Origin of the sequence: Paenibacillus tyrphae, assembly GCF_024158745.1 — a bacterium.
Taxonomy (GTDB): Bacteria; Bacillota; Bacilli; order Paenibacillales; family NBRC-103111; genus Paenibacillus_G; species Paenibacillus_G tyrfis_A.
On the sequence record NZ_JAMZAW010000004.1, the window covers coordinates 63,944 to 81,545 of the forward strand.

General features: G+C 55.5%; 16 protein-coding genes. 3 read left to right on the top strand and 13 right to left on the bottom strand.

Features of this window, described 5'->3' with window-relative positions; translation table 11 throughout:
• Positions 1-13 precede the first annotated feature (13 nt).
• The 5 genes from NI000_RS07145 to NI000_RS07165 form a co-directional block, all read right to left on the bottom strand.
• Positions 14-949 carry a carbohydrate kinase family protein gene (locus NI000_RS07145; RefSeq protein WP_253409092.1) on the bottom strand — a complete coding sequence of 312 codons (936 nt, stop codon included), beginning with the start codon at positions 947-949 and terminating at the stop codon, positions 14-16.
• Between the two features lie 200 nt (positions 950-1,149).
• Complete coding sequence (gene melA / locus NI000_RS07150) at positions 1,150-2,451, bottom strand: alpha-galactosidase (RefSeq protein WP_253409094.1); 1,302 nt, start codon at positions 2,449-2,451, stop codon at positions 1,150-1,152.
• Positions 2,452-2,490: 39 nt separating this feature from the next.
• Positions 2,491-3,315 (bottom strand): carbohydrate ABC transporter permease, encoded by an 825-nt coding sequence (locus NI000_RS07155; RefSeq protein WP_253409096.1) that lies wholly within the window; start codon positions 3,313-3,315, stop codon positions 2,491-2,493.
• Between the two features lie 16 nt (positions 3,316-3,331).
• A complete protein-coding gene (locus NI000_RS07160; RefSeq protein WP_253409098.1) occupies positions 3,332-4,270 on the bottom strand; it encodes a carbohydrate ABC transporter permease in 939 nt (312 codons plus the stop codon).
• A gap of 17 nt (positions 4,271-4,287) precedes the next feature.
• Positions 4,288-5,598, bottom strand: coding sequence for an ABC transporter substrate-binding protein (locus tag NI000_RS07165; RefSeq protein WP_253409100.1), 1,311 nt, complete (start codon positions 5,596-5,598; stop codon positions 4,288-4,290).
• A gap of 240 nt (positions 5,599-5,838) precedes the next feature.
• Here NI000_RS07165 and NI000_RS07170 point away from each other — a divergent pair, with 240 nt between their 5' ends.
• Positions 5,839-6,894, top strand: coding sequence for a LacI family DNA-binding transcriptional regulator (locus NI000_RS07170; protein ID WP_253409102.1), 1,056 nt, complete (start codon positions 5,839-5,841; stop codon positions 6,892-6,894).
• A 28-nt stretch (positions 6,895-6,922) separates the two neighbouring features.
• Here NI000_RS07170 and nagA read toward each other — a convergent pair whose 3' ends face one another.
• From nagA to cls, 4 genes are all read right to left on the bottom strand, one after another.
• Complete coding sequence (gene nagA / locus NI000_RS07175; RefSeq protein ID WP_253409103.1) at positions 6,923-8,071, bottom strand: N-acetylglucosamine-6-phosphate deacetylase; 1,149 nt, start codon at positions 8,069-8,071, stop codon at positions 6,923-6,925.
• 98 nt (positions 8,072-8,169) lie between these two features.
• Positions 8,170-8,934: a class I SAM-dependent methyltransferase gene (locus NI000_RS07180; protein ID WP_253409105.1), complete on the bottom strand. Its 765-nt coding sequence runs from the start codon at positions 8,932-8,934 to the stop codon at positions 8,170-8,172.
• A gap of 133 nt (positions 8,935-9,067) precedes the next feature.
• On the bottom strand, positions 9,068-9,685 hold the full coding sequence (locus NI000_RS07185; protein WP_253409107.1) for a C40 family peptidase: 618 nt from the start codon (positions 9,683-9,685) through the stop codon (positions 9,068-9,070).
• A 94-nt stretch (positions 9,686-9,779) separates the two neighbouring features.
• Positions 9,780-11,198, bottom strand: coding sequence for a cardiolipin synthase (cls, locus tag NI000_RS07190; protein WP_375540957.1), 1,419 nt, complete (start codon positions 11,196-11,198; stop codon positions 9,780-9,782).
• 211 nt (positions 11,199-11,409) lie between these two features.
• On the opposite strand from cls, the gene NI000_RS07195 reads away from it, so the two are divergent.
• Positions 11,410-11,973 carry a nitroreductase family protein gene (locus NI000_RS07195; protein WP_253409111.1) on the top strand — a complete coding sequence of 188 codons (564 nt, stop codon included), beginning with the start codon at positions 11,410-11,412 and terminating at the stop codon, positions 11,971-11,973.
• Positions 11,974-12,061: 88 nt separating this feature from the next.
• Here the strand turns inward: NI000_RS07195 and NI000_RS07200 are convergent, their stop codons facing one another.
• The gene (locus tag NI000_RS07200; protein ID WP_253409113.1) at positions 12,062-12,739 is read right to left on the bottom strand and encodes an MOSC domain-containing protein; all 678 of its coding nucleotides are present in this window, start codon (positions 12,737-12,739) and stop codon (positions 12,062-12,064) included.
• Between the two features lie 126 nt (positions 12,740-12,865).
• Positions 12,866-14,257, bottom strand: coding sequence for an Nramp family divalent metal transporter (locus tag NI000_RS07205; RefSeq protein WP_301292378.1), 1,392 nt, complete (start codon positions 14,255-14,257; stop codon positions 12,866-12,868).
• Between the two features lie 352 nt (positions 14,258-14,609).
• On the opposite strand from NI000_RS07205, the gene NI000_RS07210 reads away from it, so the two are divergent.
• Positions 14,610-14,819, top strand: a complete 210-nt coding sequence (locus tag NI000_RS07210; RefSeq protein WP_253409115.1) for a hypothetical protein — start codon at positions 14,610-14,612, stop codon at positions 14,817-14,819.
• Between the two features lie 81 nt (positions 14,820-14,900).
• On the opposite strand, the gene glgA is transcribed toward NI000_RS07210, so the two are convergent.
• A complete protein-coding gene (gene glgA / locus NI000_RS07215; protein WP_253409117.1) occupies positions 14,901-16,346 on the bottom strand; it encodes a glycogen synthase GlgA in 1,446 nt (481 codons plus the stop codon).
• A gap of 142 nt (positions 16,347-16,488) precedes the next feature.
• A complete protein-coding gene (gene glgD, locus NI000_RS07220) occupies positions 16,489-17,598 on the bottom strand; it encodes a glucose-1-phosphate adenylyltransferase subunit GlgD (protein ID WP_253409119.1) in 1,110 nt (369 codons plus the stop codon).
• Positions 17,599-17,602: the final 4 nt, after the last annotated feature.

The following is a 17,602-nucleotide window of genomic DNA, read 5'->3' on the forward strand; positions in this document are numbered from 1 at the left end:
CATGAACTGCGCCTCAGCTTCGAATCGCCACGGAAGTCTGCAGCCGCTCCACCGCTTCCGCGGTTGGCAGTCGTCCCGTTCCGCCGACGCCCTGCGTGGCGATCGCTCCGCAGGCGCAGGCGTAGCGGAGAAGCGCTTCGCCCCGCTGACCGCCCAGATAGGCGTGGATCAGCCCGGCGTTAAAGGCGTCCCCCGCCCCCGTCGTATCGACCGGGACGATATCGTAGGCTTTGACGGACATCGGCGTCGTGCCCGGCTGAAACAGCGCTGCGCCGGCCGCGCCGCGTTTGACCGCCACCAGCCTCGCGTCCGGCGGCAGCAGCTCCCACACCGCTTCGAGCGTCGCAGCACCGTAAATGTGCAGCAGCTCCTCTTCGCTCGGGATAAACAGATCCGTAGCGCCGAGCAGCGCGTGAATCGAAGCCCGGTGCCACTGCTGGTGCACGTCCCATCCCGTGTCGAACGATGTGCTGCTTCCCTGTCTGCGCGCGGTTTCGAACAGCGGCTTCCAATGATCGCGCATGCCGTCCTGCAGGAAATACGAGCCGAAATGCACGTGGGCAGTCTGCTTCAGCAGCGCGTCCGGCACATCCTGCGGCCGCAGCATCGGAATGCTGCCCGGATACGTCATCAACCCTCGGTCGCTCGGTGTCGAGAAGGACATCGTCACGCCGGTTTTCAGCTCCGGATCGCGCTTCACATGCGACGTATCGACGCCCATTCGCTCCAACTCGCGGATGCAGAACCGGCCGAAATCGTCTTCCCCCACGACGCTGACGAACCGGACGTCCTGCCCGAGTCCGGCCAACGAGCATGCCGTAATCGCCGAGGAGGAGCCGAGCACGATGTCGAACGAGTCGATCAGCTTCTCCCGGTTCCATTCGGGCATCAGATCGTTCCCCGAAATAATGATATCTACGTTCAATTCGCCAAACACGACGACAGACATGGTTTCTTCCTCCCTTTTTCTACTTTGGAAAAGTCCGGTGAATAAAAAGACGCTACACGTGCAGATCATTTTTCCGATCGCTGTTGTCCCCAGATTCTTATGAATTAACTCCTTTAGTCGTTAGAATCCGGGGACAAAGGCGAACGCTTACGCTTCTCCAAAACGATTCCGCACGCTCCGCTATTTATTCACCGGATTTTCTACTTCAGCTCCGGCACGAACGCACGCTCCGCCTCGTACAGCTCCTCGAACATCGCCTTGATCTCGGCAAGCGAGCAGACGGCGGAGGTGAGCGGATCGACCATCAGCGCGTGCAGCGCCATGTCCTTGTCCCGCTCCAGCACGGCCAATACGGCCAGCTCGAAGAACGCCATGTTGCTTCGGCACAAAGCGGCCAAATGCTCCGGCAGCCGGCCGAAGCGGCACGGATTCACGCCGTTGCGGTCCACCATGCATGCGACTTCGACGACGCCGTCCTGCGGCAGGTTCGAGATCAGCCCTTGATTGACGACGTTACCGTAAATGACCTTCGGCTCGTTCTTCACCATCGCCTCGATGATGACGGCGGCATACTCGTGGCTCGATTTCATTTCGAGCGGAAGCTCGCCCGACAGCTGCTGCAAAATTTCCTCGTCGTTCTTCTTCCGCCAGATCGGCCAGTTGTTCGCATAAAAGCCGGTGGCCCCGTTATACCCCGTACTGCAGTGCATGTCGATCAGATCCTGCCTTTTGCGGTAATACGGAATGTATTCGGAGAAATGGCCGCTCGATTCGGAGACGAACGCGCCGAGGTACTTCAAGGCGTCGAAACGGACCGGGTCTTTGCGCAGCAGCTCCGGGTCTTGAATTTTGTCCAGCAGCACCGGATACAGGTCCTTCCCTAGATGCGTCAATTCCACGAACCAGGACATATGGTTGATTCCGCCTGCTCTCCATTTCAATTCCTCGTACGGAACGCCCGCATATTTCGCCAGCTGGCGCGACGAATTTTGAATCGAATGGCACAGTCCGACGACTGGAATATCCGTAATGCGCGACGTCAGCAGCGTCACCGCCGACATCGGATTCGTATAGTTCAGAATGATCGTATCCGGGCACAGCTCCTCCACATCCCGGACGATTTCGATCCAGCTCGGCAGCGTGCGCAGCGTTTTGAACAAGCCGCCCGGGCCCAGCGTATCGCCGATGCATTGCTTTACGCCGTATTTTAGCGGAATTTCGAATTCGTACTTGACCGTTTCCAGCCCGACGACCTCGATCTGGTTGATCACAAAGTTCGAGCCGGCCAGCACTTCCCGGCGGTCCGTCGACGCCAGCACCTGCCAGCGTTTGCCGGTCATCTCAACAATGCGCTCGACCAATCCGCGCGCAATGGCGAGCCGGGCCGGATCGATATCGACCAGGGCGATAATCCCCTCGTCCATGCCGGAAATCCCGAAAATATCCATCACAATCTCCCGGGTAAACGCGCTTCCCGCTCCGATAATCGCAATCTTTGTCATCGCTCTCTTCTCCCGTCCTTTTGTTTACTTATGTAAAACTCACTTCATCCCCGTCATCGTCAAACCCTTAATGAACTGCTTCTGGAAAAGCAGGAACACGATAATGACCGGAACCGTAATCAGCACGGCGGCGGACATGACCACATTGTAGTTGACCGTGTGCGCCCCGTTGAAAAAGACCAGCGCGAGCGGCACCGTCATGTTGTCCGTATCGTTGAGCACGATCAGCGGCCACAAATAATTGTTCCACGACGCCATGAACGTAAAAATCCCGAGCGCCGACAGCATCGGCATAATCAGCGGCGTAATGATCCGCCACATCACCTTCAGCTCGCCCGCTCCGTCGATCCGGGCCGCCTCCATCAGATCCTTCGGAATATCCTCGATAAACTGCTTCGCCAGAAAAACGCCGTACGAGCTGACCAGATTGGGCAGAATGACCGCCGCCAGATGGTTGATCAGACCCAGCTTGGAGACGATCAGGTACGTCGGAATCATAATGACCTGGAACGGAATCATCATCGTGCCCAGCACAAGAACGAACAGTACCTTTTTGCCCGGAAACTCGTACTTGGCGAAAATGTAACCAGCGAGTGCGCTCGTGAACAACGTCGCGGCCGTGACCAGAACCGAAGTGACCGCGCTGTTCGCCAGCCATCTCCAGAACGGCGCCTCCCGGAACACCGTCTCGTACCCGGCGAAGCTCGGCTGCTCGGGCAGCAGCGTCGGCGTCGCGGAGATGATTTCCATGTTGCTTTTGAGCGACGAGAGCACCATCCACAGGTAAGGAAGCAGCATGATGCAGGCGGCCACGGTTAAAACCGCGATCAGCACGCCGTCGAATAAGGTCGTTTTCGTTTTCATGTTCCGCAGCCTCCTCTCAATGCTCCCATTGGGACCGCCCCCATCTGAGCTGCAGTAGCGTCACCAGCAAAATGATAAGCAGAAATACCGCCGCCATCGCCGAAGCGTAGCCCATATTCGAGTTGCCGAATGCCTGATCGTAAATGTTCAGCGCGAGCACCCGGGTTTCGTTGAACGGTTCCCCCTTGGTCATGACTTGGAATTGGGGGAACGCCTGAAAATATGAGACGACGGTCGTGACCGTCACGAACACCGTCGAGCGGCTCAATAGCGGCAGCGTGATATGCCGGAACATGTGCCACCGGCTCGCGCCGTCCAGCGTCGCCGCTTCGTAGTACATGTCGGGGATTGAATCGAGCCCGGCGATGAACAGCACGATATTGTAGCCGATGTCCGCCCACAGCGTCATGACAATAACCGACAACAGCGCATAGTTCGGATCGCTCAGCCAATGCACCGGCGGGATGTGCAGCTTGCTCAGCACCAGGTTGAACAGGCCGTGATCGCTGAACATCGTCCCCCAGACGACGGCCGACCCGGACAGCGGCGCGATCGCAGGCAGGAAAAAGACGGTCCGGAATACACTGCGCAGCCGCCGCGAACGGACCCGGTGGATCCCGAGCGCAATCAGCAGCGTAATGACAATGTTGACGACGACCGTGAACGCGACGAACTTGAACGTCACCCACAGCGATTTCAAGAAGATGGCGTCGTGAAACAGCCGGACATAATTGTCCAATCCGACAAACGGCGATTGGTCCGCCAGCGGGCTGAATTTGTAGAACGATAAGATCAGGCTCCAGGCGATCGGAGCGAAGGCGAACAGGCCGAACAGCAGCAGAATCGGCGTCAACGATACGAACGCGAACCGTTTTTCCTTGCGGTATTGGGCGGCTGCGCTGCTCCGGAGCGCTTTGCCGCCGGGCTTGCTGGGTATACTAGAGCTGTTTTCCATCCCTTAACACTCCCGGTTTACTTGTGTTGATCTTGACTATCATTGACGGCCTTCTCAATCGCTTTCAATCCGTTTTCCACCGATTCCTTCCCGCTCACCATGAGCTGGAAATGATCGTTGATTTGTTTAAAGAAATAGTCGCGGTCCCAGATGAGGCCGATCCATTGCCCATGCGTCAACAAGCTGACGGATGTCCTCATGAACGGGTTTTTGCTCGCGAACTCCGGATCCTCCGCGACCTCCTTCTTGGCCGGTACCGTAAAGGTGCCGAGGTTCCACGCCTTCAGATTTTCTTTCGACGAGAGGAATTGAATAAAGTCCCACGCTTCCTTGGACGCCTTGCTCTTCTTCGAAACGACCAGCCCCCACCCGGACTCGGCCGCAAAGGACGGCGGATTGTCGGTAAAAGACGGCACCGGCACGTATTCGAAATCTTTAGCCTTGTAATTGTCCAGACCGGCGGCAATCGTCCACGGTCCCCGGTAGGTCATCGCCGCCCCGCCCTTGAAGAAGTAGTCGGACGAATCGAGCTGTCCCCCGAAGGCCGTCAGATCGGTCACTTGATCCCGCACAACCAAATCCTTCAGTGCCGTCATCGCTTTCACAGCCTCGGGCGTCTGGAAATTGACATGGCCGTCGCTGCCCCAATACTTGCCGTTCTGCTGCAAAATCATCGACAGGAACGTAAACGTAATGTTGTCCCCCGAGATGAAATCGAAGCCCTTCACCTTCATGCCGCTGCCGTCGCGCACCGTCAAAGCCTTGGCGCTGTCGACCAGCTCCGTCCATGTCTTCGGCGGATAAGCGAGTCCTTTGTCATTAAACATTTTTGGATGCGCCAGCATGCCGCCGTTCTCGATATTGAATTCGAGCGGAAGCCCGTACAGCTTGCCGTCCCACTTAAACCCGCCCAGCGGGGCCTCGTAGTACGCTTTGCCGGCCTCCTCGCCGCCGGGCACCTCCGACAGCAGGCCGTTCTTGGAATATTCCGGCACCCATGTGCCGAACACCTCGGCGATGTCCGGCGGATTTTGCGCGGAAAACGAAGCTTTCAGCTTTTGGTTATAGACGTCGTAAGGGAAGCTTTGATAGCTGATTTCCACATTTGGGTGCGCTTTCATATAGCTGTCGATCAGCTTCTTATAATTATCGTTGAATGCGTCCGCCTGATGGCTCCAAAACACCAGCTTCACCTTTTGGCCGTTCCCCCCGCTTGCATTGCCGCCAGCTGCACCGGGCGTCGGCGCTTGCGAGCAGCCGGATAGTGCCACGGATAAGCCCAGAGCGGCAAAAAGCGATGCCTTAGTCAATCGTTGTGCACCTTTCATTCGAGTTCCCCTTTCTCGTAGATCGTCATCGTGGATTGGAATCGATTTCCTATCCAAAATGTACCGCTTTCATTGCGCAAAGTCAACAATTATTTTTCAGTTATTTGCGGCAAATATTGCAAAAATATATTTCTTTTTGCAGTGATCATTTCGGTTGACCTGACGCATCGTTTTGCGTAACATGAAAAGTAGAATTTGCGGCAAATTTTCTCATTATCCGATAAGAAGCGGGGTTACGTTATGCCAACACTGAAAGATATCGCGGACCGCGTCGGCGTGTCCGTCTCCACGGTGTCCCGTGTCTTGGCCAACGACGCCAACCGGACCGTGAATACCGCAACCAAACAAAAAATATGGGACGTCGCCCGGGAGCTCGGCTATCAGATCAAATCGTCCGGTGACGACGGCAGAGGCGCCCGAGGCATCGGCTGTGTCGTGTCGACGCTTCAGAACCGCCACTATCACCCTTACTTCTCGGTCATTTGCGACGGCATTGAGAAGGAACTGGCCAGACACGGCTATAAAATCGCCTTCACCTATACGCAGGAAGAGCTGAAAAAGCCGGAAATTTTGAAGCATGCCGTTCAGGACAGCCAGGTCGAGGGCTTGATCGTCATCGAAGGCATCGAGACCAAATTATACAACCATCTGAAAAAGCACATGCGCAATATCGTCGGTATCGACGTTTCGGACCCTGACATTCCAACGATATCGTACGACCGGGTGGAAGCGGCGCGCCAGGCCGTCCATCATCTGATCGAACAAGGCCACCGAGACATTTTGTTTATCGGAGGCACCGGACGCTCCGGCAAATTCGAGAAGGAGAAACGCTACCGGGGATACCGGGCGGCTTTGGAGCAGGCGGGGCTGCCGATCCGGGCGCAGCGGATCATCGACGCCGGATGGGAGCCGAACAATGCTTATCAGCTCATGCTGCGGTATTTGGACGAGCACGTCGAAGATTTGCCGACGGCGGTTTTTGCCGCAAGCGACATTATGGCAATGGCGGCGATGCGGGCGATTGCCGAGAAAGGCTACCGCATTCCGAGCGAATTCGCCATCGTCGGCTTCGACGACAACGAGCCGTCGCGCTACACGATTCCGCCGCTGTCCACGATCCATATTCCGACGTACGAGATCGGTGTTGTTGCCGCAAAAACGATGCTGCAATGCATCCGCGATCCGTACCCGCTGCCGATCAAAATTTTAGTGCCGTTCGAGCCGATGTTCCGCCAATCGAGCGAATGGATACTGCCGGGAGAAGCCCCTCTCAACAACAAAAGGACAGCCGAGTGAACTTCCGCTCGGTCTGTCCTTTTTCACTTTATTTCGTTTGGCCGTAAACAATTTCGCCTTCGATCATCGTCCACCGGACGTTATAATCCGCGTCCAGCAGCACGATATCGGCGTCGGCGCCCGGCTCAATCCTTCCCTTGCCGGCCAAGCCGAGAATGCGGGCCGGTGTCATCGAAGCCATCGCTACGGCTTCATACAGCGGGATGCCCAGCTCTACCGTCTGGCGGAGCGCCATGTTCATCGTGACCGTGCTGGAGGCAAGCGAGCCGTCCTGGAGCCGGGCGACGCCGTCCTTCACTTCCACCTGATGGCCGCCGAACAAGTACGTGCCGTCACCAAGCCCCATCGCCTGCAGCGCATCGGTAATGAGCACCATGCCTTCCGGACCTTTCACCCGGTGCATCAGCCGGACGATGGCCGGATGCAGATGGACGCCGTCGACGATCGCCTGCAAGCTGACGCGTTCGTCCTCGAGCGCCGCGACGATCAGACCGGGCTCGCGATGATGAATCGGCCGCATCCCGTTGAAGCAGTGCGTCATGTGGCTGGCGCCCAGCGCGAACGCCTCTTTCGCTTCCTCGTAGGTCGCATCGGAGTGCGCAAGAGCGACGATGATTCCTTTGGCAGCCAAATAGGCCACAAGCTCTTTGCCGCCGGGAAGTTCAGGAGCCAGGGTCACCATCTTCATCAGATCGCCCGTCTGCCGGAGGATCTCTTCCATCTCCGCGAGATCGGGATGCCGCAGGTAGCGCTCGTTCTGCATGCCTTTCCGCTTCGGATGCAAATAAGGGCCTTCCATATGGATTCCGGCAATTCGCGCTCCGGGTTCATTCCCGGCCACACGGCGCACGCACTCGATCATCGTCAGAAGCTGCTCGATCGTCGAGCTGACCGAAGTCGCCAGAAACGAAGTGCAGCCGGTGCGCACGCAGGCGCGGGACACCGCTTCGATGCTCTCGGGCGTGCCGTCCATCATGTCGAACCCGTCCGCTCCGTGAATGTGAACGTCGATCATCCCGGGGATCAACAGCCCGCCTTGACCGTCGATAACATTCGGTGCCTCATGCCCCCCTTCCTTCACTGCGGCGATCCGCCCGTTTTCAACAAGCACGGAAGCCAGCGGCAGCACTTGATCGGCAAGCGCGACTCGAACGTTCGTTATCCAATGGTTTGTCATGGGACGTACGACCTCCTAGTATAATAAGATTCAAATCATGGCAATGACCGGGAGTCAAGCATCGAACAAAAACCTCTGTCCAGATATAAGCATTAAATTCACGGCTTAACGGCCGTCAAAATAAACCGGCTGCACGTCGTATCGATATAGCCGTGCTTGTGAATATGAGCATGTATTTCTCTCAGGGCGCTCTCATACTTCCGGACGGAGAAATCCGGAATCTGCCATGGGATCGCCTGCAGATAATAAATGATGGCTCCGATATCGTAGAACCTTGTCTTCGTGTGTTCTTCGTCGCGGGATGTGATCCGCAATCCGGCACGCTCCAGCCCCTCCGCCGCCACTTCAAGGCGCCAATCGACAAGCTCGAACGGCGGTGCGCCGAGCCAATCGTTGATTTCCCTGTCGTTATCCCCGCCGACCTGCTGCGTAAGGAACGTTCCGCCCGGCTTCAGGATGCGGGCAACTTCCTGCGGAGCGAACGATTCGTGACGGTTGATGACCAACTCGAATCGGGCGTCCTCCAAAGCAAGACGCTCGTCGTCTTTCACCGGCACGACCGGTACGCCCAGCGGCTTCAGCTTTTCTGCGGCAACCGGGATATTCGGCTCGTAGCCTTCGGTCGCCACGGTATCCGCCGGAAGCGGCGCGAGCGAAGCGAGAAACTCGCCCCCGCCTGTGCCCATATCGAGCAGCGACCGGACGGCGGACAGCCGTTCCCGGACGAGAACGTAATAATTCCAGCGAAGCGGAAACTCCCGCATTCTTCCCGTATCGGTAAGATGCGAGAAATCCCACCCGGCAAACGGTTGATCGGTCTCGTTCAAGTAGTATTCGAATTCGGTTGGAGCAGGTTGAACCACCTTTTTCACCCCCGTATTTGTTAGGAAACAAAAAAATAGCGCTGCACCGCCGCAACGTTAAGACGTCCGACGGGCCTCGCTATTCATTATGGAACAAATATTCATTTTTTTCAACAAAAATAAAAATAATCTCCTATTTTGAATCCGGAATAACCCGACGTGCGAACAAGAAATGCTGGTACCAGTACTCTCCTTCTTTCTCGTCCTTATGAATATTGCTGATCACCACGCCGATCCCGGGCTGATACGTATGAAGAATTTTTCCTTCCCCCATATAGATCCCCACATGCCGGACTTTATTGAGACCCGTTTCATTCGGAAAATCTTCGTCCGAGAAAAACATCAAGTCCCCCCGCCGCATGTTCATAAACGTAATCTCTTTTCCCTGAACCGCTTGCTCTCTGGCGTTGTAGCCCAGAGAGATCCTGTGGTGACCGTACAAATATTGAACGTAGGACGAGCAATCGAACGCCTTGTCTTCGAACCGTTCCGTCCCATAGACGTAAGGAGTCCCCATATACTTGACGCCTTCCGCGATAATGGCATCGGCCGTTGCGCGCCACGATTTGGCGCCGCCGGCTTCCTTCATGCGTACGCCGTTGTCCGGCGTGGGCGGCAAGGCCGCTTGTCCACCCGGCACGTTCGAGTTGATCCGGCTTTTCGGCTGCGGTTGACTGCAGGAAGCAGCCGCTCCAGAAACGAACAGCAAGACGGATAGCGTCCATACGATTCTTTGCCACGATTTGCCCATGCAATCCCTCCTCCTCCCTATTGTGAAAATCGGGAGGCGAGGCTATGCGAGGGAATTGATGGCGTCTCAGCGACACGGACGGCAGGATTGCGACCTACAAGATCGGCGACAGCAGCCGGGTGACTGACTCACGTGCGCGGTGAAAGCGCGGACGGCTGTAATACCGCTCCAGCGTCAATTCCGTGCTGTGCTTCAAATCGTGCTCAAATATGTTTTTCAGCTTGGACGCGGTATTTCCCCCGTAGATTAAAGCATTGACTTCAAAATTGAGCTTGAAGCTGCGGATATCGATATTGGCCGTTCCGACCGAACCGACTTTGCCGTCGGCTACAATCGTCTTGGCATGAATGAAGCCCCGGTGATACAAGTAACACTTGACGCCGACATCGAGCAGATCGCCCAAATACGAGAACGATGCCCAATACACGATTTTATGATCGGGTACGGCAGGAAGCATAATTTTGATGTCGACCCCGGACAACGCGGCCATCTTCAACGCATTCAGCAGACTTTCGTCGGGAATGAAATACGGCGTCTGCAAATAAACGGATTCCTTGGCGGAGTTAATCACCTTAATATAGGCGTTCTTGATTTGCTCCCGGTCATTGTTGGGCCCGCTCGACAAAATTTGTACCCCGGCGTCCCCCTCGTGAGGCGGCAGCGGAAAATACTCCCCAATCGGGTTCAGCTTGATTCGTGAAGCCAAATTCCAATCCATAATGAACTGTGCCTGCATCTGAAGAACGGAGCTGCCTTCAATTCGCAGATGCGTATCCCGCCACGGGCCGAAGCGCGAGTCCAACCCAAGATACTCGTCCCCGACGTTAAAGCCACCGATGTACCCGCACGTTCCGTCGATGATCGCCAGCTTCCGGTGATTCCGGAAGTTCAGCCGCATGTTCACATACGGAATACGGGACGGGAAAAAGGCAGAAGCCTGACCGCCCGCCTCCAGAAGCGGCTTGAAGAAATGCCTGGATAGTCCCGCGCACCCGATATCGTCGTATAAAAAACGAACCTGCACGCCTTCCTTCGCCTTTTCGCTGAGCGCGGCAATCAGCCTCCGGCCCAATCCGTCGTCCCGGACGATGTAGTACATCAGATGAATGTGATGCTTCGCCCCAGCGATCGTCTCGAAGAGCGAGTCGAATTTGCGGTTGCCTTCCGTAAAAATATCGATCCGGTTATCCTGCGTAAAGAAGGCGTAGCCGTTCTGCAAATTCATATAGATCATATCATGGTAATCTTCCATGACCGGATCGTGGTATTCAATCCGGCGCATGGCGACCGCTTCAATCTGCTTCTGGACCAGCAGCGCCATGTTGTGCAGCTGTGCTTCCTGCGCTTTATAAATTTTGCGCTTGCTGAGGTTTTGCCCGAATAGCAAATAGGCGACGAATCCGATCCCCGGCAAAAACAGCAGGACCATCAGCCACGCCCACGTAACTCCGATATTTCGTCGCTCCAGGAAGATGACGGCAAACGCAAACATGATGTTGATAAACGAAAGCATGAAGTACAAATTTCCAAGGATGTTCAAGCTGCCAGCCACCTTTTTTCACTGCCTAACGGAACTTATGGTCCTCTCATTGTAGCATTGGACCTTGACCGGGGCAACCGGGTAGAGCCGTCGCTGCGGATTGAAAACATGCCGGAAAAAGCATACAATAATCGTTGATCATTCATTTCATTATTTATCGGACTGGTATGGAGGAGCGGAATTCATGAATCATACGATTGCGGAAGCACTGCGCCGCCGTAGAGCCGTGCGCAATTTTCAAGCCCGCGAAGTCGAAACGGAAAAGATCGAAAAGCTGCTGGAGGCCGCAACTTCGGCGCCGAACGACCGGCTTCGGGAGCCGTGGCACTTCTATGTGGTGCGCGGTGAAGCCAAGGAACGCTACACGGAGCTGGCGCTTGCATTCCTGCAGGAGCGGTTCCCTACGAAACCGGAGCTGATCGAAGCTTCCATGACGGCGGTCCAGAACACGCCGCTTCTTATTATTGTCGCGTCGGACGTCGTGCCGGGCGATGCGGAAGCGTCCGAGGACAACGAATACGCCGTCGCCTGCGCCATCCATTCCATGTGGCTGGCGGCCGGCGAGCTTGGCCTTGGGATGGTTTGGAGAACCCGGGGCGTCGGCTTGGTCCGGGACGAACGGCTTCACCGTTTTGTAGGCGCAACGGAAGGGCAAAAAATCATAGCCACGCTTTGCGTCGGCTACCCCGAAGGCGAAGCCGCGCCGACGAAACGCACGCCGTTCGCGGATAAAACCACATGGCTGTAGTCTGAATCGCAAAAAGGGCGTGCCCCATGTTTTGATAACATGTGGACACGTCCTTTTTCTATGAAGCCGAAGGATCCGATCCTGCTCTTTAGGCTTGACCGGTCAACCGTGCCTTCGTATCGGTTTCGATGCCGCCCAGTCGTTTCTCGAACGTTTTGCGCCAGCTGTCGGCCAGTTGATCAACGGCCAGCATGTCGCGCATTCCTTCTGCGTTGTTCTTCCCATGATGCATAATGCGGTTGGCGAACGTCACCGTTCTGCCGTGCGGATGACGCTCCAGCAAAATTAGCTCGTCCCCTGCCGCGACGTTCCCTTCCTGCAGCACCCGGAAGTAATAGCCGGTATAGCCGGTGTTCTGCACCCAGAGCGGCAGCTTGGGCACGCCGTATTTGACCGACAGCTTGAAGCAAGGCTGCCGCGGCTGGCTCACTTGCAGAACGGCGCCGCCCACCCGAAACGTATCCCCGATACAAAGATCGTCTTCCAGCAAGCCCTGCGTCGTCAGATTTTCTCCGAATGCGCCGTACTGCAGCTCTCTTCCGAGCTGTTTGGACCAATAAGCATAATGCTCGTAAGGATAGACGCACACCGCTTTGTCAATGCCCCCGTGATGCACGAGATCCGCCTGTCCGTCCCCGTCGAAATTCAGGGAAGACAGGAACACCTCGCCCTCGACCGGCTGCTTGTTAATGCCCGTGGACACTTCCTTTTTCTCAAACGGAACGGATTGCGGTTTGCCTACATTGAGAGAAACAATCTTGATCATCCTTTGTCCCAGCTCCTGCCATCGAAAATTCAATATTCTTTCCACTATACAGGAAAATGCGCCGGTATAAAAGAACCAATCGGAGCGTAATGTAGAGCATCCAATTTCCATCCCATTCCCAGGCGGTCAGCCCGCGAACGTTTCGAAGAGCAGGTAAATGTTCAGGACGGCGATAAAGATCGCCACGATCCACGATAATACCGTCAGCCACGGAGCGTTGACGAACTCGCCCATTTTTTTCTTGTCGCTCGTAAACTTAACGAGAGGAATGACGGCGAACGACAGTTGGAAAGATAAGATCACCTGACTGAGAATGAGCAGCTTAGCCGTCCCGCTCTCTCCCGCAATAGCCGTGACGATGACGGCAGGAATGATCGCGATCAGCCGCGTGATCAAGCGGCGCAGCCATGAAGGCATCCGGAAGTTGAGGAAACCTTCCATGACGATCTGTCCGGCCAGCGTCCCGGTTAACGTCGAATTTTGCCCCGAAGCCAGAAGCGCTACGCCGAATAAAATACTTCCGAGGGCGGTTCCCAGCAGCGGTGTCAGCAGTTGATAAGCGTCGTTGATTTCCGCCACTTCGGTTAAGCCTGCCCGGTGAAAGGTCGCAGCCGACAAGATCAGAATCGCCGCATTAATGAATAACGCGAAAAACAAAGCGATGGTCGAGTCCCAAGTGGAGTATTTGATCGCCTGCCGCTTCCCGGCCGTCGTCTGCTCGAATTGGCGCGTCTGAACGACGGACGAATGAAGGTAGAGGTTATGTGGCATAACGGTCGCGCCCAAAATACCGATGGCAATGTACAGCATTGCCGGATTGGTCATAATCTCCGCCGTCGGAACGAACCCGCGGGCGATGCCGCCGATATCCGGCTTGGACAAAAAGATTTCGACCGCGAAGCAGGCGCCGATCGTCGCGATCAGCACGATAACCAACGTTTCAATATAACGGAAGCCCTTGTTTTGCAGCAGCAGCACGAGCAGTACGTCCAGCACGGTGATCATGACCCCGTACAGCAGCGGGATGCCGAACAGCAGCTGCAGCGCGATGGCGGAGCCGATGACCTCGGCCAGATCGCACGCCGCAATGGCCAGCTCGCACAGCACCCACAGCATCATCGAGACCGGCTTGCTGTAGTGGTCGCGGCACGCTTGAGCAAGATCCCGCCCGGTGACGATTCCAAGCTTCCCGGCAAGCGCCTGCAGCAGGATCGCCATCAGATTCGAGATCAATATTACCGATAGCAGCGAGTAGCCGAACAAGGAACCTCCGGCAATATCCGTAGCCCAGTTCCCCGGGTCCATATACCCTACAGCAACTAAATAACCAGGCCCCGCAAAGGCCAGAAACTTTTTGATCCAGCTTCCGCTCTTCGGGATTTTCAAGGAACGGTATACTTCAGGCAGCGAATGCTGTGTTCTTTCCAATCTCCAGCCGCTGCCGTTCTCCGTACGCTCTTTGCTTTTGGTTCTCGGGCTTTGTTCGATTCTCGTTTGTACTCCCAGTTCTTCGTTCATGTTCTACACCTCAATCTGTATATATTCCAGCAACAAGATGCCCCAGTCAAAAAATGATGTCATCATCTAACATTCATGTCCCGGGCTAAATTTGTTGTCCAAGTGCAACTTTTGGAGTAAAAAAATAGCCGTAAAAAATACTATTCAAATTAAAATAATTCTATACTAAAAATTTTACTCGTCTATTCGTTTTCGTCAAGAATTATTTTTTTGAAGCGCGGCGGGAGTAAAAGCTTTACCGAGAATCTAGCAGGAATACATCCGCAGCACGGCGCATATCGTAGGAAACAGCGTTCCATTCGTGGGGCGACCATCGAAAGCGAAAGGGTTGGATGAGACGATGTGGGAAAGCGTGCTAAAAAAAGATCAGTTCGAGATTCGGATGAATCCGACGTACAAGTCGATCCTGTTTCAGGTTTCGGACACGGCAGGGTCTGAAGGCAGGCCGGCGTTGGTGCTGAACCAAGCCGAGCTGTTCGAACTGCTGCACGCCTTTCTGGCGATTAACCGCTCCTTTAACAAGGAGACCATGTACTATGAAGAGGGGCCTGACGGCGCCTAAGCTAAAAAAAAGAAGGCCGGGTACGCGCACATGCAAGGCGCTGCCCGGCCTTCGCTCCATTTGGATAAGATGCTGGTTCGCTCACTGTCCAGCTTCGGATGCCGCCGCCAATTGACGGTACAAGTCGGCATATTGCTGAGCCGATCTGCGCCAGCTGAAATCTTTTTTCTTGATGTTGTTCATCAGATTCGTCCACACTTCCGGCTCTCGATATAGCCGGACGGCGCGTTCGATCGTGTACAGCATGTCATGGGCGTTATAATTCGTAAAGCTGAAGCCGGTCCCTTCCCCGGTCGTTTCGTCATAGGGCGTCACGGTATCCCGAAGCCCGCCGGTTTCGCGGACGATCGGGACGGAGCGGTATCGCATCGCAATCAGTTGGCCGATGCCGCACGGCTCGAACAGCGAGGGCATCAAGAACAGATCCGACCCGGCATATATTTGGCGGGCCAGCGCTTCGTCGAACAAAATTTGCGCCGACAGCTTGTCCGGAAACGCCCCTGCGGCCCAGCGGAACAGCTCCTCGAACCGCGGCTCTCCGGTGCCCAGTACGACCCACTGCGCGTCAAGCGCCATCAGCTCGGCGATTACCCGGTCGATGAGCGCAAGCCCCTTCTGATCGACCAAGCGCGTCACCAGTGCGATCAACGGCACGTCCTTGTCGACAGGCAGGCCCAGCCGCTCCTGCAGCTTTAGCTTGTTCTCCTGCTTCTTCGCACAAGAATCCCGATAGTTGATCTCTAAATGCGGGTCCGTCATCGGGTCGAATTCCTCGTAATCGATCCCGTTCAAAATGCCTTGCAGTCGGCCGCTTTGGCTGCGCAGCAGCCCGTCGAGATGTTCCCCGTAATACGGCGTCTGAATTTCTTCCGCATACGTCGGGCTGACGGTCGTAATATAATCCGAGTACAGCAAGCCGCCCTTCAGGAAGCTCGCCCCGTCGTGCATCTCCAGCGCATACCCGTGCAGATGCTCTTCGCCCAGGGCAAAAAAGTCCTGGAACTGCTCCTTGCCGAAGACGCCCTGATATTTCAGGTTATGAATCGTAACGATCGTTTTAAGATGGGAGTACAGCGGCTGATCGCTGAAATGCGCCTTATACAGCACCGGAATCATGCCGGCCTGCCAGTCGTGGCAGTGAAGCAGGTCCGGCATAAAATCGATATGCGGCAGAGCGTCAAGCACGGCGCGGCAGTAAAAGGCGAATCGTTCCGCATCGTCACCGTAGCCGTAGCAGCCTTTGCGCCGGAAATAATATTCGTTGTCGACAAAATAAAACGTGATCCCCTCATGCTCCAGCTTTTGGATGCCGCAGTATAAGTTTCTCCAGCCCATCTGGAGAGTAAAGGAAGCGACGGTTTCCATCTGTTCCGTGAAACGTGCCGGAATGTCCTCGTACTTGGGCAGGATGACCCGGACGTCGATTCCCTGCTTCGCCAGCTCCTTGGGCAGTGAGCCGATGACATCGGCAAGTCCTCCCGTCTTGACAAAAGGTACGGCTTCTGACGCGGCAAATAACACTTTCATGGCTTCCTCTCCCTCCTTTTAAAATCCGGTAAATCAACAAACCGCTTCGCGAGCGGACCTGTCTTCCGATCGCCGCTCCACCCCGGCCTGACGTTTCTCCGGAACGATTCCGCCCGCGCCGCTTGTTTTTCACCGATATATCTTAAATCACCTTCGTCTTCGAAGCGATAAACGGCGCTTGCTTATCGCCGGTCAGCACGCGGCCGCGGCTGATAAATACGTCTTTGTCCAAGATCGCGTTCTCGATAATGACATTTTCTTCGATCTCGCAGTTTTGCAGAATGATGCTGTTTTTGACATATGCGCCCTTGCGGATTTTGACCCCGCGGAACAAGATGCTGTTCTCCACCTTGCCTTCGATGATACTGCCGTTGGCGATCAGCGAGTTGCGGGCATGGGCGTTCTCGGCGTAACGGGCCGGCGGTTCGTCTTTGACCTTGGTGTAGATCAGGTTCTTCTGGAAGAACAGCTCGCGCCATATTTTCGGATTCAGCAATTGCATGCTGTGCTTGTAGTAGCTTTGGATCGTGTTCACTATGCCAGTATGGCCTTCGTGAAGGTAGCCGTAAACGCCCAGCTTGTCGACGTTCTTCATAATCCCGTCGCGGACGAGATGATCATAACCTTGAGCGAGGCACGATTCGACCATATCGAGCAGCAGCTCCTTGCTCATGACGTACATTTCCATCGACACGTTGTCGGTGCGCAGCCGTCCCGAATGGTCCTCGATCAGCGTGACTCGGCCGTCTTCTTTGATGGCCATCCGGCGGAAGGAGGCGCATTCGTCATTGTCCGACTTTTTGTAGACAACCGTGATGTCGGCGCCCTTCTCCAAATGGTAATCTAACACGGCATTGTAGTCGATATTGCAGACGATATGGCTGCGCGAGATGATCACGTAATCCTGCCGCCCGCGGTAAAAGTAATCGCGGTGGCTGTAGAACTGGAACAGGTCGCCTCGCGCAAGTCCGGTATCCCCGTGAAGGACGGCGGGCAGGATGAACAATCCGCCGCGCTTGCGGTCCAGGTCCCATTCTTTTCCAGATCCGAGATGGTCCATCAGAGACCGGTATTTATGCTGCGTGAATACGGCGACATTCTCAATGCCCGAGTTCACCATATTGGACAACGCAAAATCGATCATCCGGTACCTGGCGCCGAACGGCACCGACGCGACGCACCGGGAGTAGGTCAGTTCCTCCAAATCGTCCCGCTCGTTGACAAGATTGATTACGCCCATCATTCGCTTCATGCGG